The organism is Streptacidiphilus jeojiensis (genome assembly GCF_042510965.1).
Lineage (GTDB): Bacteria > Actinomycetota > Actinomycetes > Streptomycetales > Streptomycetaceae > Streptacidiphilus > Streptacidiphilus jeojiensis.
Genome location: NZ_JBEUKS010000007.1, coordinates 507,188 through 527,018, shown reverse-complemented (window position 1 = coordinate 527,018; position 19,831 = coordinate 507,188). Strand labels below are relative to the sequence as shown.

The 19,831-nt window shown below is 70.8% G+C and carries 16 protein-coding genes; all 16 read left to right on the top strand.

What is annotated here, in order from left to right:
- Positions 1 to 1,438 (top strand): transketolase family protein (locus ABUW04_RS22255; protein ID WP_380566364.1); only part of this gene is annotated, 1,438 nt, incomplete at its 5' end.
- The gene (gene tal / locus ABUW04_RS22250; RefSeq protein WP_380566363.1) at positions 1,435 to 2,568 is read left to right on the top strand and encodes a transaldolase; all 1,134 of its coding nucleotides are present in this window, start codon (positions 1,435 to 1,437) and stop codon (positions 2,566 to 2,568) included. The genes ABUW04_RS22255 and tal, both read left to right, overlap by 4 nt.
- On the top strand, positions 2,565 to 4,106 hold the full coding sequence (gene zwf, locus ABUW04_RS22245; protein WP_380522159.1) for a glucose-6-phosphate dehydrogenase: 1,542 nt from the start codon (positions 2,565 to 2,567) through the stop codon (positions 4,104 to 4,106). Before tal ends, zwf begins: the two co-directional genes overlap by 4 nt.
- Positions 4,103 to 5,038, top strand: coding sequence for a glucose-6-phosphate dehydrogenase assembly protein OpcA (gene opcA, locus ABUW04_RS22240; RefSeq protein WP_380566362.1), 936 nt, complete (start codon positions 4,103 to 4,105; stop codon positions 5,036 to 5,038). Before zwf ends, opcA begins: the two co-directional genes overlap by 4 nt.
- Positions 5,031 to 6,677: a glucose-6-phosphate isomerase gene (pgi, locus tag ABUW04_RS22235; RefSeq protein ID WP_380566361.1), complete on the top strand. Its 1,647-nt coding sequence runs from the start codon at positions 5,031 to 5,033 to the stop codon at positions 6,675 to 6,677. The genes opcA and pgi overlap by 8 nt, the downstream gene beginning before the upstream one ends.
- Positions 6,678 to 6,722: 45 nt before the next feature.
- A complete protein-coding gene (locus ABUW04_RS22230) occupies positions 6,723 to 7,208 on the top strand; it encodes a ribose-5-phosphate isomerase (RefSeq protein WP_380522150.1) in 486 nt (161 codons plus the stop codon).
- Positions 7,205 to 8,131 carry a phosphogluconate dehydrogenase (NAD(+)-dependent, decarboxylating) gene (gene gnd / locus ABUW04_RS22225; protein WP_380522180.1) on the top strand — a complete coding sequence of 309 codons (927 nt, stop codon included), beginning with the start codon at positions 7,205 to 7,207 and terminating at the stop codon, positions 8,129 to 8,131. Before ABUW04_RS22230 ends, gnd begins: the two co-directional genes overlap by 4 nt.
- The gene (locus tag ABUW04_RS22220) at positions 8,131 to 9,078 is read left to right on the top strand and encodes an ROK family glucokinase (RefSeq protein ID WP_030262263.1); all 948 of its coding nucleotides are present in this window, start codon (positions 8,131 to 8,133) and stop codon (positions 9,076 to 9,078) included. Before gnd ends, ABUW04_RS22220 begins: the two co-directional genes overlap by 1 nt.
- Positions 9,075 to 9,680, top strand: a complete 606-nt coding sequence (locus ABUW04_RS22215; RefSeq protein WP_030262261.1) for a histidine phosphatase family protein — start codon at positions 9,075 to 9,077, stop codon at positions 9,678 to 9,680. Before ABUW04_RS22220 ends, ABUW04_RS22215 begins: the two co-directional genes overlap by 4 nt.
- 18 nt (positions 9,681 to 9,698) lie before the next feature.
- Entirely contained in the window at positions 9,699 to 10,406 is a 708-nt protein-coding gene (locus ABUW04_RS22210) for a hypothetical protein (RefSeq protein ID WP_030262258.1), read from the top strand.
- Positions 10,407 to 10,520: 114 nt separating this feature from the next.
- Entirely contained in the window at positions 10,521 to 11,867 is a 1,347-nt protein-coding gene (locus tag ABUW04_RS22205) for a sugar phosphate nucleotidyltransferase (protein ID WP_030262255.1), read from the top strand.
- Between the two features lie 35 nt (positions 11,868 to 11,902).
- Complete coding sequence (locus tag ABUW04_RS22200) at positions 11,903 to 12,592, top strand: NAD(P)H-binding protein (protein ID WP_030262252.1); 690 nt, start codon at positions 11,903 to 11,905, stop codon at positions 12,590 to 12,592.
- Between the two features lie 97 nt (positions 12,593 to 12,689).
- Positions 12,690 to 14,819 (top strand): glycogen debranching protein GlgX, encoded by a 2,130-nt coding sequence (gene glgX / locus ABUW04_RS22195; RefSeq protein ID WP_232242687.1) that lies wholly within the window; start codon positions 12,690 to 12,692, stop codon positions 14,817 to 14,819.
- Complete coding sequence (locus ABUW04_RS22190; protein WP_030262247.1) at positions 14,819 to 16,972, top strand: AGE family epimerase/isomerase; 2,154 nt, start codon at positions 14,819 to 14,821, stop codon at positions 16,970 to 16,972. Before glgX ends, ABUW04_RS22190 begins: the two co-directional genes overlap by 1 nt.
- A 96-nt stretch (positions 16,973 to 17,068) precedes the next feature.
- Positions 17,069 to 18,331: an IS701 family transposase gene (locus ABUW04_RS22185; protein ID WP_063757663.1), complete on the top strand. Its 1,263-nt coding sequence runs from the start codon at positions 17,069 to 17,071 to the stop codon at positions 18,329 to 18,331.
- Positions 18,256 to 19,812 carry a GMC family oxidoreductase gene (locus ABUW04_RS22180; RefSeq protein WP_380566360.1) on the top strand — a complete coding sequence of 519 codons (1,557 nt, stop codon included), beginning with the start codon at positions 18,256 to 18,258 and terminating at the stop codon, positions 19,810 to 19,812. The genes ABUW04_RS22185 and ABUW04_RS22180 overlap by 76 nt, the downstream gene beginning before the upstream one ends.
- The last annotated feature ends 19 nt before the right edge of the window (positions 19,813 to 19,831 follow it).

The following is a 19,831-nucleotide window of genomic DNA, read 5'->3' as shown; positions in this document are numbered from 1 at the left end:
GGGGCGCTACGAGGCGTACGGCTGGCACATCCAGCGGGTGGCCCCGGCCGAAAGCGGCGACATCGACCCCAAGGCCCTGCACGACGCCATGGTCATCGCCCAGGCCGAGACCGAGCGCCCCTCGATCATCGCCATGCGCACCGTCATCGCCTGGCCCGCGCCACATGCCCAAGGCACCGGGGAGGCACATGGTGCGGCACTCGGTGCGGAGGAAGTCGCTGCGACCAAGCGTGTGCTCGGCTTCGACCCGGCGAAGTCCTTCGACGTCGCCGCTGAGGTGCTGGAACACGCACGGCAGGTCGGCGACCGCGGGCGGCAGACGCATGCGGCTTGGTCCAAGCGGTTCGCGGACTGGCGCATCGCCAACCCGCAGCGCGCGGCGGAGTTCGACCGCATCACGTCGGGGCGGCTTCCCGAGGACTGGGAGCTGGCGATCCCTGTGTTCCCGGTGGGCAAGGAGGTGGCCACCCGTAAGGCGTCGGGTGAGTTCCTCAAGGCTGTGGGCAAGGTCGTGCCGGAGCTGTGGGGCGGGTCGGCGGACCTGGCCGGCTCCAACCTGACCACCATCGACGCCAACTCCTCGTTCCTGCCCGAGGGCAACCCGTTGCCGTCGGCCAGTCCGTACGGGCGCACGATCCACTTCGGGATCCGCGAGCACGCCATGGGCTCGGCGATGAACGGCATCGCCCTGCACGGCAACACCCGTATCTACGGCGGCACGTTCCTGACCTTCTCGGACTACATGCGCGGCGCGGTACGCCTGGCCGCGCTGATGAAGCTGCCGGTCACCTACGTGTGGACGCACGACTCCATCGGCCTGGGCGAGGACGGCCCCACCCACCAGCCGGTCGAGCACATGGCCGCGCTGCGCGCCATCCCGGGCCTGAACATGGTCCGCCCGGCGGACGCCAACGAGACCGCGATCACATGGGCCGAGGTGTTCCGCCGTCACGACGCCGACCCGGCTCCGCACGGCCTGGCGCTGACCCGCCAGGGCGTCCCGACCTACCCGGCCAACCCGGACGCGGCCAAGGGCGGCTATGTGCTGTTCGAGGCCGAGGGCGGCGCCGCGCAGGTGATCCTGATCGGCACCGGCTCCGAGGTCCAGATCGCCGTCGCCGCCCGCGAGCGGCTGCAGGCCGAGGGCATCCCCACCCGGGTGGTCTCCATGCCGTGCGTGGAGTGGTTCCAGGAGCAGGACCTGGCCTACCGCGACACGGTGCTGCCCCCGGCCGTCCGCGCCCGCGTCGCCGTCGAGGCCGGCATCGCGCTGACCTGGTACCGCTACGTCGGCGACCTCGGATACATCATCAGCCTCGACCATTTCGGGGCCTCCGCCGACGCACCCACGCTCTACCGCAAGTTCGGCATAACCGCCGACGCCGTCGTCCGGGCCGCTACCTACAGCCTGGCCCGTCAGCCCCAGGAGACCGCATGAGCATCGACGAGTTGAGACTGCTGAGCGAGCAGGGTGTGGCGATCTGGCTGGACGACCTCAGCCGCACCCGCCTGACCTCCGGCAACCTGGCCGAGCTGGTCCGCGACAAGCACGTGGTCGGGGTCACCACCAACCCGACCATCTTCCAGAAGGCCATCGGCGGCAGCTCCGACGCCTACGACGCCCAGCTGCGCGACCTCGTGCTGAGGGGCGTGACGGTCGAGGAGGCGGTGCGGATGATGACCGCGGCCGACGTCCGTCAGGCGGCCGACGTGCTGCGTCCGGTCTACGACGCCAGCAACGGCCGTGACGGCCGGGTCTCCATCGAGGTCGACCCCCGGCTGGCGCACAACACCCCGGCGACCATCGCCGAGGCCAAGCAGCTGGCCTGGCTGGTGGATCGCCCCAACACCCTGATCAAGATCCCGGCCACCAAGGCCGGCCTGCCGGCCATCGCCGAGGTCATCGGCGAGGGAATCAGTGTCAACGTCACGCTGATCTTCTCGCTGGAGCGCTACCGCGGCGTCATGGACGCCTTCCTGACCGGCCTGGAGACCGCCAAGGCCAACGGCCACGACCTGTCCCAGATCGAGTCCGTCGCCTCCTTCTTCGTCTCCCGCGTGGACACCGAGATCGACAAGCGCCTTGACAAGCTGGCCACCCCCGAGGCCAAGGCCGCCAAGAGCAAGGCCGCCGTGGCCAACGCCCAACTGGCCTACCAGGCCTACGAAGAGGTCTTCAGCTCGGACCGCTGGAAGGCTCTGGCCGAGGCCGGTGCCAAGCCGCAGCGTCCGCTGTGGGCCTCCACCGGCGTCAAGGACCCGTCCCTGGACGACACCCTGTACGTGGTCGAGCTGGTCGCACCGGGCACCGTCAACACCATGCCCGAGGCCACCCTCGACGCCGTGGCCCACCACGGTGCCGTCCACGGCGACACGGTCACCGGCGGCTATCGGGCTGCGCAGGCGGTCATGGACGAGCTGGCCGGCCTGGGCATCTCCTACGACGACGTGGTCCGGGTGCTGGAGGACGAGGGCGTGCAGAAGTTCGAGACGTCCTGGAAGGAACTGCTGGACAGCGTCGCGGAATCAATGGAGCGGTTGGCAGCGAGGGACGGTGACGGTCGATGAGCGACGACGTCGAAGAGGTCTTCGTCAATCCGTTGCGTGATCCGGCGGATCGTCGGTTGCCGCGGATCGCGGGTCCGTCGGGTCTGGTGATCTTCGGGGTCACCGGTGACCTGTCCCGCAAGAAGCTGATGCCGGCCGTCTACGACCTGGCCAACCGCGGACTGCTGCCGCCGGGCTTCTCCCTGATCGGCTTCGCCCGCCGCGACTGGGAGGACGAGGACTTCGCCCAGGTGGTGCACGACTCCGTCAAGGAGCACGCACGCACCCCCTTCCGCGAGGAGGTCTGGCAGCAGCTGGCCAAGGGCATGCGCTTCGTGCAGGGCGAGTTCGTGGACAACGACGCCTTCGAGAAGCTGCGCGCCACCATCGAGGAGCTCGACAAGGCCCAGGGCACGGGCGGGAACTTCGCGTTCTACCTGTCGGTGCCGCCGAAGTTCTTCCCGCAGGTGGTCCAGCAGCTCAAGGCACACGGCCTGGCCGACCCGCCCAAGGGTTCCTGGCGCCGGGCGGTGATCGAGAAGCCCTTCGGGCACGACCTGAAGAGCGCTCAGGAACTCAACCAGGTCGTGCACTCGGTCTTCCCGCGCGACGAGGTCTTCCGCATCGACCACTACCTGGGCAAGGAGACCGTCCAGAACATCCTGGCGCTGCGGTTCGCCAACTCGATGTTCGAACCGATCTGGAACCGCTCCTATGTGGACCACGTGCAGATCACCATGGCCGAGGACATCGGCATCGGCGGCCGCGCCGGCTACTACGACGGCATCGGCTCGGCCCGCGACGTCATCCAGAACCACCTGCTGCAACTCCTGGCGCTGACCGCGATCGAGGAACCGGCCTCCTTCCACCCCAAGGCCCTGGTCGCCGAGAAGCTCAAGGTCCTCTCAGCGGTGCGGATCCCCAAGGACCTGGGCCGGCACACCGTGCGCGGCCAGTACACCCACGGCTGGCAGGGCGGCGAGGAAGTCCTGGGGTACCTGGAGGAGGAGGGCATCGACCCCCAGTCCACCACCGACACCTACGCCGCGGTGAAACTGGAGATCAACAACCGGCGCTGGGCCGGGGTCCCGTTCTACCTGCGCACCGGCAAGCGGCTGGGGCGGCGGGTGACCGAGATCGCGGTGGTCTTCCAACGCGCCCCCTACCTGCCCTTCGACTCCTCCGCGACCGAGGAGCTGGGGCAGAACGCCCTGGTCATCCGGGTCCAGCCGGACGAGGGGGTGACCATGCGCTTCGGCTCCAAGGTCCCCGGGACCTCGATGGAGGTCCGCGACGTGAGCATGGACTTCGCCTACGGCGAGTCGTTCACCGAGTCCAGCCCCGAGGCCTACGAACGGCTGATCCTGGACGTGCTGCTGGGCGACGCCAACCTGTTCCCGCGCCACCAGGAGGTCGAGGAGTCCTGGCGGATCCTGGACCCGATCGAGGCCTACTGGGACAAGCACGGCCGCCCCGCCGGGTACGAGTCGGGTACCTGGGGCCCGGCCGAGGCGGACGAGATGCTCGCACGAGACGGTAGGAGCTGGCGCCGGCCATGAAAATCGACCTCACGGACACCACCTCCAGCAAAATCAACTCCGGACTCGTCGAAGCCCGCAGAGCCATCGGCGGCCTGCCGGCCGGAAGCGTGCTCACCCTGATCGTGGTCGCTGACGAGGAGGGTGCCTACGACGCGGTGCAGACCGCGGCCTGGGCGACCCGCCAGCACTCGTCGCGGATCCTGGTGGTGATCAGGCGGACCGACCGCGGTCCCAGGTCGGCCGGAACCCGGCTGGACGCCGAGATCCGGGTCGGCTCGGACGCCGGCACCGGCGAGACCGTCCTGCTCCGCCTGCACGGCGAACTCGCCTCCCAGGCCCAGTCGGTGGTCCTGCCACTGCTGCTGCCCGACGCCCCCGTGGTCGTCTGGTGGCCCGAGAACGCCCCCGAGAACGCCGCCAAGGACCCCCTCGGCGCACTCGCCCAACGACGCATCACCGACGGTCGTTCGGCGGAGAACCCGCTCGCGGAACTCGGCGTCCGCGCCGCCTCCTACACCCCCGGCGACACCGACCTCGCCTGGACCCGGATCACCCCCTGGCGCTCCGTCCTGGCGGCGGCCCTGGACCAGGTCGGCCACTCCGCCGTCGTCTCGGCGGCGGTCGGCGCGCCGGCGGACGACCCCAGCGCCGAACTGCTGACGCGCTGGCTCGCCGGCCGGCTGGAGGTCCGGGTGGAGCGGATCGCGGCCGAGGGCGCCTGCATCTCCTCGGTGGAACTGGTGACCGCCGACGGGGCGATCCGTCTGGGCAGTCCGCAGAACGGGACCGCCACCCTGGCCATCACCGGACTGCCGGACCGTCAGGTCCGGCTGGGGGAGCGGGAGGACAGCGAACTGCTGGCCGAGGAACTGCGGCGGTTGGACCGCGACGACTCCTACGCCGACGCGCTGGTCGTCGGCCGGGACCAGGAGAGGAGCAGCCATGTCTGACATCGCACCGCTGGATCGGTCTCCGGAGTGGGCGGAGTTGGGAAAGCACCGGGCCGAGTTGGGTGAGGTGCACCTGCGGGAGCTGTTCGCCGCGGACGCCGGTCGTGGTGAGCGCTACAGCCTGCGGGTGGGGGATCTGTACCTGGACTACTCCAAGCATCTGGTGACCGATGAGACGCTGGGGCTGTTGCGGCAGTTGGCGGCGGCGCGCGGGGTGTTCGAGTTGCGGGACGCGATGTTCCGCGGCGAGAAGATCAACATCACCGAGGACCGGGCGGTGCTGCACACCGCGCTGCGGGCCCCGCGGGACGCGGTGGTCGAGGTCGACGGGGTGAACGTGGTGCCGGGCGTGCACGCGGTGCTGGACAAGATGGCGGGCTTCGCTGACCGGATCCGTTCGGGGCAGTGGACCGGGCACACCGGCCGGCGGATCCGCAACGTCGTCAACATCGGTATCGGCGGCTCGGACCTGGGTCCGGCGATGGCCTACGAGGCGCTGCGCTCGTTCACCGACCGGGACCTGACGGTGCGGTTCGTGTCCAACGTGGACGGCGCGGACCTGCACGAGGCGGTCCGGGACCTGGATCCGGCCGAGACGCTGTTCATCGTCGCGTCCAAGACGTTCACCACCATCGAGACGATCACCAACGCCACCTCGGCGCGCAGCTGGCTGCTGGAGGGGCTGGGTGCGGGCAAGGACGCGGTCGCCAAGCACTTCGTGGCGCTGTCCACCAACGCCGCCGGGGTCTCGGACTTCGGTATCGATGTGGCGAACATGTTCGAGTTCTGGGACTGGGTGGGGGGCCGGTACTCCTACGACTCGGCGATCGGCCTGTCGCTGATGATCGCGATCGGGCCCGACGCGTTCCGGGAGATGCTGGCCGGGTTCCATCTGGTCGACGAGCACTTCCGCACCGCGGCGCCGGAGGAGAACGTGCCGCTGCTGCTGGGTCTGTTGGGGGTGTGGTACGGGGCGTTCTTCGATGCGCAGTCGCATGCGGTGCTGCCGTACTCGCACTACCTGTCCAAGTTCACCGCCTATCTGCAGCAGTTGGACATGGAGTCCAATGGCAAGTCGGTGGACCGCGACGGGCAGTCGGTGCGGTGGCAGACCGGTCCGGTGGTGTGGGGCACGCCGGGCACCAACGGGCAGCACGCGTACTACCAGTTGATCCACCAGGGCACCAAGGTGATCCCGGCCGACCTGCTCGGGTTCGCCGAGCCGGTGGCGGACCTGGCTCCGGGGCTGGTGGCGCAGCACGACCTGCTGATGGCCAACCTGTTCGCCCAGGGCCAGGCACTGGCGTTCGGGAAGACCGCGGACGAGGTGCGGGCCGAGGGGGTGGCCGAGGATCTGGTGGCGCACAGGACGTTCAAGGGCAACCACCCCACCACCACGATCCTGGCCAAGGAGCTGACCCCGTCGGTGCTGGGGCAGTTGATCGCGTTGTACGAGCACAAGGTGTTCGTGCAGGGCGCGGTGTGGAACATCGACTCCTTCGACCAGTGGGGTGTGGAGCTGGGCAAGGTGCTGGCCAAGAGGATCGAGCCGGTCCTGGTCGAGGGTGCGGGCCTGGACGCGCTGGACTCCTCCACCGCCGCCCTGGCCACCCGCTACCGCACCCTGCGCGGACGCTGACACCCACTCACCAAGGCATCGCCACAACGACGGAAGGCACCCCTCATGCTCATCCACATCGGATCCGACCACGCCGGCCTTGAGCTGAAGGACCATCTGGTCGGTCATCTGCGCGCCCTCGGGCACAGCACCTTCGACCACGGCCCGTTCCACTACCAGCCGGACGACGACTACCCGCCCTACATCCTGCAGACCGCGGTAGCGGTCGCGGCCGGTCCGGGCAGCCTCGGCATCGTCATCGGCGGCTCCGGGAACGGCGAGGCCATCGCCGCGAACAAGGTCGCGGGGATCAGGGCCGCCCTGGCCTGGAACGAGGACACGGCCCGGCTGGCCCGGCAGCACAACGACGCCAATGTCCTCAGCCTCGGGGCCCGGATGCACTCGCTCGACTACTCGGCCGCGCTGGCCACCCTCTTCGTGGACACCCCGTTCAGCGAGGACAGCCGCCACATCCACCGCATCGCCATGATCCGCGCCTTTGAGCGCGGTGGCGAGGTGCCGGTGACCGCGGCTGTGACCGGAAATCTCTGAAGTCCCCTCATCTCACTATTCGTCAGGAGCCATACACCATGGAGCTCGGACTCATCGGTCTCGGCAAGATGGGCGGCAATATGCGCGAGCGCATCCGCCGCGCGGGCCACACCGTGGTCGGTTACGACCGCAACCCCGACCTTGCCGACGTCTCCAGCCTCAAGGACCTGGTCGCGGCGCTGCCCGCGCCGCGTGTCGTGTGGGTGATGGTCCCGGCCGGCGGCCCGACCCAGGACACCGTGGACGAACTGGGCGAGCTGCTGGAGCCCGGCGACATCGTCGTGGACGGCGGCAACTCCCGCTGGACCGACGACGAGAGGCACGGCGCCGAACTGGCCGCCAAGGGCATCGGCTTCGTCGACTGCGGCGTCTCCGGCGGCGTCTGGGGCCTCCGTTACGGCTATGCGCTGATGTACGGCGGAGCAGATGAGTCCATCGCCCGGGTGCAGCCGATCTTCGACGCGCTCAAGCCGGAGGGGAGCTTCGGCGCCGTGCACGCCGGGAGGATCGGCGCGGGGCACTTCGCCAAGATGGTCCACAACGGCATCGAGTACGCCATGATGCAGGCCTACGCCGAGGGCTGGGAGCTGCTGGAGGCCGTGGACAGCGTCACCGATGTCCGCGAGGTCTTCCGGTCCTGGCAGGAGGGTACGGTCATCCGGTCCTGGCTGCTGGACCTGGCCGTCAACGCCCTGGACGCCGACGAGCACCTGGACAAGCTCAAGGGCTACGCCGCCGACTCCGGCGAGGGCCGCTGGACCGTCGAGGCCGCCATCGACAACGCCGTCCCGCTGCCGGCCATCACGGCCAGCCTGTTCGCCCGCTTCGCCTCGCGCCAGGACGACTCCCCGCAGATGAAGATGATCGCCGCACTGCGCAACCAGTTCGGCGGCCACGCGGTCGAGACCAAGGACGGCGCCTGATGAGCGACCTGACGATCGGGGTCGACATCGGCGGGACCAAGATCGCGGCCGGCGTGGTCGACGGGGGCGGCACCATCCTGTCCCGGGTGCGGATCCCCACGCCACGGGACGAGGCCGGTATCGCCCGGGCGATCACCGACGCCGTCGACCGGGCCGGGGAGGGCTGGGACGGGGTCTCGGCGATCGGTGTGGGCGCCGCCGGGTACGTGGACGAGACCCGCTCGGTGGTGCGTTCGTCGCCCAATCTGGACTGGCACGACGAGCCGCTGAAGGACCTGGTGCAGCGGCACAGCGGCCTGCCGGTGGTCGTCGAGAACGACGCCAACGCCGCCGCCTGGGGCGAGTACGTCCACGGGGCCGCGGCGGACCACACCGTCATGGTGATGGTCACCGTCGGGACCGGGCTCGGCGGCGGGATCGTCGCCCATGACCGGCTGTGGCGCGGCCGGTTCGGCATCGGCGGCGAGATCGGACACTACCGGGCCGTCCCCGAGGGGCTGGCCTGCCACTGCGGACGCAGCGGTTGCATGGAGCAGTACGCCAGCGGCAGCGCCCACACCCGGCGGGCCCGGGAGGCCGCCGCCGAGGCCCCGCAGCGCGCGCAGATCCTGCTGTCGCTGGGCGACGGCACCGCGGCGGGCGTCCAGGGTCCGCACATAGAGGAGGCGGCCCTGCGCGGCGACCCGGTCGCACTGGAGGCGTTCAGCAGTACCGGCCGCTGGCTCGGGCAGGCGCTGGCCGATCTGGCGGCGGTGCTCGACCCCGGGGTCTTCGTGCTCGGCGGTGGGGTCAGCGCCGCGGGGGACCTGCTGCTCGGACCCACCGAGGCGGCCTACCGGCAGGCCCTGTCGGGTGCCGGGGACCGTCCCTACGCCAAGGTGCTGCTGGCCGAACTGGGGCCGGACGCGGGGCTGGTGGGTGCTGCAGATCTGGCCCGACGCCCATGAGCACCGGGGAGTTGGTGCTGATCCGGCACGGGGAGACCGAGTGGAGCCGCTCCGGGCGGCACACCGGCCGCACCGACATACCGCTCACCGAGCACGGGGAGCGGCAGGCCCGTGCCCTGGCGCCGATGCTGGCCCGCCGTCGGGTCGCGCTGGTGCTGGCCAGCCCGCTCCAGCGGGCCCTGCGCACGGCGGAGCTGGCCGGCCTGCCGCCGGCGCAGGTGGAGCCCGATCTCCGCGAGTGGGACTACGGCGCCTACGAGGGCATCACCACGGACGAGATCCACCGCACCCGGCCGGCCTGGAACCTGTGGAACGACGGCGTCCCGGTCGCGGACGACGGACGCGGCGAGAGCGCCGAGCAGGTGGCCTGCCGGGTCCAGCGGGTGCTGGACTTCGCCGACCGGATCCTGCGCGGCAACTGCTCCCGGGATCCGGGCGACGTGGTGCTGGTGGCCCACGCCCATGTGCTGCGGGTCCTGACGGCCCGTCGGCTGGGGCTGCCGCCCTCCGCCGGCGCCCTGTTCCAACTCGCCACCGCCGGCGTCAGCTCCCTGGGTACCGAGCACGACCGGCCCGTGCTGACCGGCTGGAACACCCTTTGACCTGGCGGAAGGGAAGCCATGACCGGACTGAGCGACGAGGCGATGGGGACCGGCGTCCTGCTCGCAGACCGGACCGGGAGGCCGCTGGTGCTGCGGCTGGACAGCGCCGCCGCCCGCGATCCGGCACTGACCGGGTATCCCGCGGCCAGGCTGGCCGTGCTGCGGCGGTTCGGGCTGCCGGTGCCGCCGGGCGTGGTGGTCACCACGGACGCGGTGGCGCGGTTCAGCGCGGGCGACTGCAACGAGGGCCGGGACGCGCTGCACACCGCCTGGTCCTGGACGGCGCAGAGCCCCCACCCCGCGGTGGTGCAGATCTCCGACGCCGATCCGGTGACGCCGCACTGCCCGTTGGGCCCCACCGCGTGCGGCGGGTCGACCTGGGAGGCGATGCTCCAGGACCTGGTGGACGAGGTGACCGCGGACCATCTGCACAATCCCGGCTCGGCGCTGCGCGCCTGGGCCCTGCTCTTCCTGTGCCCGCCCAAGCACGAGTGGTCGGTGCTGGCCATGACCGACGGCACGTCGTCCGGCTCGGACCGGGTCACGCTGTGGGCCAGGCCCTCGACCACGCCGGCCCCGCCGGCCTGCCCGGGGCGGCTGGAGGCCCTGGCCCGGCGGGCGCGTGAGGTGCTGGGGCACGAGGTCGACCTGGACATCCGGATCGACCGGGACGGCCGCGAGTGGATCGTCGACTGCCGCCGGCACGATCCCGTTCCGCCCCGTTGAGCCCGGTCGACCTGTTGTGACTCACTGAAACCACGTACTTTACACACTACTTGACTCTTTATGACAAGCTCTGTTGTACTGCTATCAGCTGTGCCAATGAGTAGAGGAGCTGGGATGGCTGGGGCTGGAGGCCAGACCGTCGGGATCATCCTCGCCGGCGGGCGTGGAGAGCGGGCGAAGCCGATCACGTTGGAGTCCGCCGACTACATCCGCAGCAAGGCCCTCATCCCCTTCGCCGGGCGCCGCCTGGTGGAGTGGGTGATCGACTCCTGTCGGGAGCAGGGCATCCGCCGCTTCTACGTGGTCGCCCAGGGGCTGGAGAACCGCAGCCAGATCAAACTGCTGCTCGGCCACGGCGAGCGCTACGGGGTCGAGATCCAGTACTCCCGCGCCCGCTTCGACCGCTACAACGTCGGATCCGGGGCGGCGACCCTGCACAACCTGGAGCAGTGGGACCTGGACGACCAGGCGCTGGTGCTCCCGGTGGACTCCATCTTCGAGTTCTCGCTGTCCGAACTGGAGTGCACCCACCGGGAGAACGGGGCGCTGGTCACGGTCGCCGCGGTGGCGCGTTCGCCGCTGGAGGTCGCCGGGAAGTACGGCGTCATCCAGGCCGAGCCCTCCGGGCTGGTCGGCGGATTCGTGGAGAAGCCGGGACTGGAGCGGTTGCGCGAGCTCTTCCCGCAGAGCGCCGGGGCCGAGGACCACGGCATGGTGCCGACCAACGCCGGGATGTACCTGGTGGACTGCCGCCGGCTGCGGGCCGCGGCCCGTGACCCGGAGCTGATGCGCCATGCCCACCAGCGGCTGGACTGGGGCCGGGAGTTGCTGCCCTGGCTGGTCGACCACGGCCTTCCGGTGGCCGCCCACCACATCGCCCGGCTGGGCGACCTGGGCAACGTCGAGGACTACCTGGGCACCCTGAGGGACGTGCTCGGCGGCGGATACCCGCAGATGGACCGGCTGATGACCCGTCCGCACAACGAGGAACCGCGCTACTGGATCGACCGGACCAGTCTGGAGACCAGGGACGAGATCGTCGGCACCACGCTGGCGGAGAAGATCAGCAGTGGCAGCGTGGTCATCGGACCCGGTGTCAGGATCGGCCGCCATGTGGAGATCGGCCCCGGTGTGCGGATGGAGTACACCGACATCGGGGACGGGGCGGAGGTGCGCGAGGGCAGCCGGCTCAGCCGGGCCGCCTGCGGCGAGTCGTCGGTGATAGGTCCGTACGCGGAGATCACCGACTCCTACCTCGGGCCCATGGTGGAGATCCAGTCCGAGCGGCGCAGGCCGGTACGGCTGCAGGACTTCTCCGCGGTCGGCGACGGGGCGCACCTGTGGCCCGGCACGCAGCTGTCGGGGGTGCGCATCTACCCCCGGCTGAGGGTCCCGGCCATCTCCAACCTCCCTGCCGGGACGCACATCACCAGCTCCGACGACATCCTGCGGTGGGTCTGAACGGATCCCGCACCGCGGCAACCCAGGAGGCGTTCATGGACAACCCCGTCGTTGTGGTCGGCGGAGCGGGCCGGGTCGGCCGGCTCGTCGCACAGAGGCTGTTGGAGCGGGGCGCGGCCGTCCGGGTCGTGGACCACGCGCTCCAGCACGCCAGACGCCACCTCCCGCCCGGTGTCGCCTTCACCCTGGGCGACGTGCGCGACCCGGCCGGGCTGGCCGAACCGCTGGCCCGCTGCTCGGCGGTGGTCTACTGCGTGGACCCCGGTACCGCCGACACCGGTCCCGACTCCCCGCAGAGCACCGTCTACCAGGGCCTGTGCAATGTGCTGGACGCGGCCCGCGCGGCCGGACAGCGCCCGCACGTGGTGCTGATCAGTCAGCACCACGCGACCCACTGGGGCCACCCGCTGAACGCCTACGGGCGGGTGCTGGAGTGGCGGCTGGCGGGGGAGGAGGCGTTGCGCGAGTCGGGACTGCCCTACACCGTGATCCGTCCGGGCTGGCTCACCGACGGCGCCGCCGGCCTGCGGGTGCGGCTGGCGCAGGGTGACCGCGGGAACGGCCAGGTGTCGCGGCAGGACGTGGCCGAGGCCTGCGTCCAGGCGCTGTACTGCCCGTCCGCCAGCGGAGTGACCTTCGAGATGTTCAACGAGACCGGGGTGGCGCCCTCCCACTGGGAGGGGCTGTTCGCGGCGCTCGAATGGGACCAGGTGCCCGTGGCCTGACCCCAGCCCCCGTCCTTCCCCCGTGCGGCTGTGCCGAGTCGCGCCCAGAGAAATGACTTTGAAAATGACAATCAGTCGAACATCAGGTCAAGTCGATGTGCTGCAGCCGCCCGAGGCCGAGGCGCCACAGCCGTACGGTGTCACCGCGGGCCGCCCGCAGCCGCTGGGAGCGACCCCGGACGCCCGCGGGGTCAACTTCTCGGTCTTCTCCGAGCACGCCACCCGGGTGGACCTGCTGCTCTTCGACCACTGCGAGGACCCCGAGCCCAGCCGGGTGATCACGCTGCACTCCAAGGACCACCGCAGCTACCACTTCTGGCACTGCCACGTGGCCGGGCTGCGGGTGGGCCAGGTCTACGCCTACCGGATGGACGGCCCCGGTCACACCCGGGAGCTGGGGACCCGCTTCAACCACCGCAAGGTGCTGCTGGACCCCTACGCCAGGGCCAACATCAACTCCCGCTGGGAGCGGATCCGGGCGGTCGGCCCCGAGGACAACGTCGCCCACTCCATGCGCAGCATGGTGGTCGACCTGGAGTCCTACGACTGGGAGGGCGACCGGCCGCTGCGGTCGCCGCTGGCCGAGACGGTGATCTACGAGGCGCACGTGCGCGGCCTGACCGCCTCGCCCACCTCGGGCGTCACCCACCCCGGCACCTTCTCCGGGCTGGTGGAGAAGATCCCCTACCTGCAGTCGCTGGGCATCACCGCGGTCGAGCTGCTCCCGGTCTTCGACTTCGACGAGCGCCAGGTGCTGCGCACCGGCCCGGACGGGCAGCCGCTGCACAACTACTGGGGCTACGACCCCTTCGGCTTCTTCGCCCCGCACACCGGGTACTGCACCAGCCCGCACCTGGCCACCCACATCACCGAGTTCCGGGACATGGTCAAGGCGCTGCACCGGGCCGGCATCGAGGTCATCCTCGACGTGGTCTTCAACCACACCTCGGAGGGCAACGAGAACGGCCCGATGATCAGCTTCCGCGGTCAGGCCAACGAGGCGTACTACCACCTCTGGTCCCAGGACCGGCGGCACTACATGGACTTCACCGGCTGCGGCAACGCGATCAACGCCAACCACCCGGTGACCTCGAAGTTCATCGTGGAGTGCCTGGAGTACTGGGTGAAGGAGCACCACGTCGACGGCTTCCGCTTCGACCTGGCCTCCGAGCTCTCCCGGGGCGCCGAGGGCTACGAGATGGAGTCCCCGCCGGTGCTGTGGGCGATCGAGCTGTCCTCGGTGCTGTCCGAGTCGAAGATCATCGCCGAGCCCTGGGACGGCGGCGGCCTCTACCAGGTGGGCCACTTCCCCGGGAAGCGCTGGACCCAGTGGAACGGACCGTTCCGTGACGACGTCCGGCGCTTCGTGCGCGGCGACGAGGGCCTGGTCGGCGCGGTCGCCAGCCGGATCGGCGGCTCGGCCGACCTGTTCGCACCGCAGGAGGAGCTGCCGACCAACAGCATCAACTTCATCACCTGCCACGACGGCTTCACCCTCAACGACCTGGTCAGCTACGACCGCAAGCACAACTACGGCAACGGCGAGTCGGACGCCGACGGCTCCTACGAGAACTACAGCTGGAACTGCGGCCAGGAGGGCCCCAGCGGCTCCCCGGAGATCGAGGGGCTGCGGCTGCGGCAGAGCAAGAACCTGCTGGCCATCCTGCTGCTCAGCCGGGGCACGCCGATGATCCTGGCCGGCGACGAGTTCCGCAACAGCCAGGGCGGCAACAACAACGGCTACTGCCAGGACAACGAGATCTCCTGGCTGGACTGGGACCAGGCCGCGAAGGAGACCGGCCTACGGCGCTTCTGCAGCGAGATGATCGCGCTGCGCCGCCAGTACAGCGCCGTGCGCGAGCCGGCCTTCTTCTCCGGCCGCCGTAACCACCGGGGCCTGCCGGACGTGGTCTGGCACGGCACCAAGCTGGAGCAGCCCGGTTGGGAGGACACCCACGCCCGGGTGCTCTCGCTCACCCTCGCGGGCTTCGACGGCGACCCGGACCTGCACGTGATCCTCAACATGTACCACCTGGGTCTGGACTTCGAGATCCCCCAGATCCCCGGCCGCCACTGGGCGCGCAAGGTCGACACCGCACTGGAGTCGCCCGAGGACGTCCTGCCCGCCGGCGAAGAGCAGCGGATCTCCCACAGCGGGATCTACCACGCCCAAGGCCGCAGCGTCGTCGTCCTGACGTCGCTGCCTGACGACGGAGGCACCGCCTGATGAGCACTCCCACGGACACCCGCACCTTCTCGGACAGCATCGCCGGCTACGTGACCACGTACGAGCCCACGCTGGACCGGTTCGGCCTGCGCACCTCCAACGGACGCACCGTCACCATCAACCTGGACGAGAACGTCAACTCCCAGATCGTGCGCAACCTCGGCGAGCCGTACCAGGACACCACCGCGGCCACCCGCGACATGCTCGCCGAAGGCCGGTTCGTCTTCGTGTACGGCCTCTTCTACCAGTGGGAGGGCGGCGAGCGCATCGAGGCGCGGATGATCACCTTCCCCGAGCGGGCGCGCGGCGCCTATGTCTTCGAGCACCCGGACTGGTGGGTGCACCAGGCCTGCCAGATAGCCGACTTCTACCTGCGCGGCCACTTCCCCGACGGGGTCTACGACTGGCGCAACTTCCGCACCAAGCTCACCCTGCACGGCACCCACGTCCCGGACAACGGCCAGGACATCCGCCAGGAGACGGACACCATCTCCCGGCTGGTCTACGGTCTGGCCACGGCCTTCATGCTGACCGGCGAGGAGCGGTTCCTGGAGGCCGCCGAGAGCGGCACCGGCTACCTGCGCGAGCACATGCGGGTCGCCGACGACGACGGCGGCTTCGTGTACTGGTACCACGGCATCGACATCTCCCCCTCGGGCCAGCGCAAGGTCTTCGCCTCCGAGTTCGGCGACGACTACGACGCGGTGCCGATGTACGAGCAGATCTACGCGCTGGCCGGGCCGACCCAGACCTTCCGGATCACCGGCGACCCGCGCATCCTCTCCGACATCGACCGCACCGTCACCCTGTTCGACCGGCACTTCCGGGACCGGGAGCGCGGCGGGTTCTTCTCGCACCTGGACCCCATCACCATGGACCCCAGGTCCGACTCGCTGGGCCGCAACCGGGCCCGGAAGAACTGGAACTCGGTGGGCGACCACGCGCCGGCGTACCTGATCAACGCCTATCTGGCCACCGGCCGCGAGGACTTCGCGGCGCTGCTGGCGGAGACCGCGGACACCATCGCCGAGCGCTTCCCGGACGAGCCCAACAGCCCGTTCGTGCAGGAGCGCTTCCACGAGGACTGGAGCCCGGACCGGACCTGGGGCTGGCAGAAGGACCGGGCCGTGGTCGGCCACAACCTGAAGATCGCCTGGAACCTCACCCGGATCGGCTCGCTGGTCGACCGGGCGCAGTACTCGGAGCTGGCCGAGCGGATCGCCGAGCTCATGCCCCCGGTCGGCAGCGACCAGCAGCGCGGCGGCTGGTACGACGTGGTCGAGCGGCGCGCCGACCCGGACAGCGGTGCGCACCGGCTGGTCTGGCACGACCGCAAGGCCTGGTGGCAGCAGGAGCAGTCGATCCTGGCCTACCTGATCCTGGCGGGCACCACCGGTGACCCGGAGCACCGCCGGCTGGCCCGTGAGGCGGCGGCGTTCTACAACGCCTTCTTCCTCGACTACGACGACGGCGGCGTGTACTTCAACGTGCTGGCCAACGGCACCCCCTACCTGGTGGGCACCGAGCGGCTGAAGGGCAGCCACTCGATGGCCGGCTACCACGCGCTGGAGCTGTGCTACCTGGCCGCCACCTACACCGGGCTGCTGATCACGGCCGCTCCGATGACGCTGCACTTCCGGCCGCGTCCGGACGCCGACCGCACCCTGCGGGTCAGCCCCGACCTGCTGCCCGCCGGCAGCATCGAGATCGCCCGGGTGTGGATCGGGGACGAGCCCTACCACCACTTCGACGCCAAGGAGCTGACGGTCCAACTGCCCGACAGCGACGTCCCGCTGAAGGTGCGGGTGGAGGTCGAGCCGGCCTCGATCCGGCTGCGGATGTCCAGCGAGAGCGACGGCGACACGGCACACGTCTACTGCGAGGGCGTGATCGACCGCGAGGAGCTGGAGAAGTTCCGCCGCGGGCTGGCGGAGGCGCTGGAGGCCAAGCCGCGCCGGGTGGAGTTCCACCTCTGCAAGGTCAGCAAGATCTGCCGCCCGGCCATCAACGAGCTGCTGTTCCAGCGCGCCAAGATCGGCCTGGAGACGGACTTCGTGATAGCCGGCTGCTCGCTGCCCGAGGTGACCAACGCGCTGATGGCGACCGACGCCTTCGTGCTGGACAACGACCACCACTGCGACAACCCGGCCTGATCCGTCCGATCACCGCCGGTCCCCGGGTGCCCCGGCCACCGCGCCGGGGCACCCGGGGACCGCACCGGGTCCGCCCGACCTCTCCTAAGGGGCAATGTGTCGACGATCACGTACCTCCGCGAGTCGCGCGCCGCAGAACGCCAGGACGAGATCTCCGCGTACTGCGACGAGCTGTTCACCATCTTCGCGCGCTCGGACCAGCGACGATGGGGCGAGGTCTATCTGCGCGGGCTGCTCAGCACCCCCGGCCGGAAGACCCCGGGCGCCATCTCCGAGCAGGTCCTGGGGCGCCGTACCCCGCAACCCATCCAACAGTTCGTCAACCAGAGCACCTGGTCGGCCCGCACCCTGCGGCAGCGGCTCACCGAGCAGATGTGCGCGGTCGCCCCGCCCCGGGCCTGGGCCCTGGACGAGGTGGTGTTCCCCAAGAACGGCAACCGTTCGGTGGGGGTGGCCCGTCAGTTCGCGCCCACCCAGGGCCGGGTGATGAACTGCCAGCTCGCCCTGGCCACCTCGCTGGTTCACGCCGAGGGCAGCCTCCCGGTGAACTGGCGGCTGCTGATGCCCCGGTCCTGGGACGGCGACGAGGAACTGCGCGACGCCGCCCACGTCCCCGCGCACGAGCAGAGCCGGCCGCGCTGGCGCTACGCGCTGGACTCCCTGGACGAGATGCTCGGCGGCTGGGACGTGCCCGTCGCGCCGGTGCTGGCCGACTGGCGGTTCGAGCCCGACGCGCGTCAGCTGCTGGCCGGCCTGGAGGACCGGGACCTGCACTACCTGGTCGAGGTGGGCCCGCAGACCATGCTCCCGGTGCGTCCGGCGGCGCTGCGGGCCGCGCCGCCGGCCGGGGCCAGTCCGGTGGCCTCGGTCGCCGACGGCCTGGGCCGGCACCTGGACCGGGCGGTGCTGAACTGGCGGCACCACCACGGCGCCCGCTCGTCCCGGTCGCAGTTCCTGGTGGCCCAGCTGGGCCGCTGCGCCGCGGTCCACCCCAGGCAGCCCGCCCGCCCCCGGCACCTGGTGCTGGAGTGGCCCTTCGGGCACGCCAGGCCGCGCCGCTACTGGGTGACCGACCTGTCCGCGCAGCGGCTCTCCGAGACCATCGCGCTGGCCGAGCTGCGGCACCACTCCGCCCACGGCTGCGACCGGCTGCACCAGGACTACGGCCTGGGCGACTTCGAAGGGCGTTCGTTCCCCGGCTGGCACCACCACGTCACCCTCGTGTCCGCAGCCCGGGGCTTCCACGCCCTGCAACAGCTCCAGTCCGACCAGGGAGGAAACCGATGGACCGGCAGGAAGAGCACGACTACGTCATCGTCGGCGCAGGAAGCGCCGGCTGCGTCCTCGCCCGGCGCCTGATCGAGCGGACCGGGGCCAGGGTGCTGCTGCTGGAGGCCGGCGGTCCCGACGACCGCGCGGTGGTGCACCGCACCGACATCCCCTCGATGGTCTCCATGTGGGACCAGGAGGACTACACCTGGCCGTATCTGACGACACCTCAACCCGGCCTGGACGGAAGGCGGATACCGCTGCCGCAGGGCCGGCTGCTGGGCGGCGGCAGCTCGGTCAACGCGATGATGTACGTCCGCGGCAACCGCAGGGACTTCGACGGCTGGCAGGCCAGGGGCAACCCCGGCTGGGGCTACCGCGACGTGCTGCCGTACTTCACCCGGGCCGAGACGTTCGCGGAGGCGGGCGCCGGCGGCGACGGGTACCGGGGCGCGGACGGCCCGCTCAGTGTGGTCGGCTACGAGGACCCCTCGCCGGTGGCCCGGGCGTTCGTCGCGGCCGCGCTGGAGACCGGGCTGGCCGCCGACGAGGGCGACTACAACGCCGGCCGGCAGGAGGACACCGCCTTCTACTACCAGTCCACCCGGACCAAGGACGACCAGCGCTGCAGCACCGCGGTGGCCTACCTCGCCCCGGTGCTGGCCGACCCGCGGCTGACCGTGCGCACCGACGCCCGGGTCCAGCAGGTGCTGCTGCAGGGCGGCAGGGCGGTCGGGGTGAGCTACCTGCACCAGGGCGTGGTCCGTCAGGCGCTGGCCGGCAGCGAGGTGGTGCTGGCCGCGGGCGCGCTGGCCACCCCCCGGCTGCTGCTGCTGTCCGGGATCGGCCCGGCCGAGGAACTGCGCGGGCACGGCATCGAGACCCTGGTCGACCTGCCCGGGGTGGGCCGCAACCTGCAGGACCACCTGCTGGTCGGCATCGCCTTCGAGAGCCTGGTGGACCTCCCCTTCCCGCAACTGCTCGCCGAGGCCGGCCTGGTGACCGCCACCGGGCGGGACTCCGGGGCGGACGACCCGGACCTGCAGTACTTCTTCGGCCCGGTGCAGTTCGTCGACGACCGCTTCAAGACCGACGGGCCCGGGTTCACCTTCGCCCCGATCGTGGTCCAGCCGCGCAGCCGCGGCTCGGTGACGCTGGCCTCGGCCCGACCGGAGGACCTCCCGGTGGTCGACCCGCACTACCTGGAGCACCCGGCCGATCTCGAGGTCCTGGTCCGCGGCCTGGAACTGGCCCGCGAACTGGCCGGCCGGCCGGCCTTCGCCCCGTTCCGCGGGCGCGAACTCGCCCCCGGGGTGGAGGCCGGGCGCAGTGAGCTGGAGGCGTACGTCCGCGCCTACGCCTCCACCGTCTGGCATCCGGTCGGCACCTGCCGGATGGGCGTCCACGAGGACTGCGTGGTCGACCCGGCACTGCGGGTGCGCGGGGTGGACGGACTGCGGGTCGTGGACGCATCGATCATGCCGACCATCACCCGGGGGAACACCAACGCCACCGCGATCATGATCGGCGAGAAGGCGGCCGATCTGGTCGCCCCGGCCGTACCGCACTGAACTCCGGTCCTACCACTGC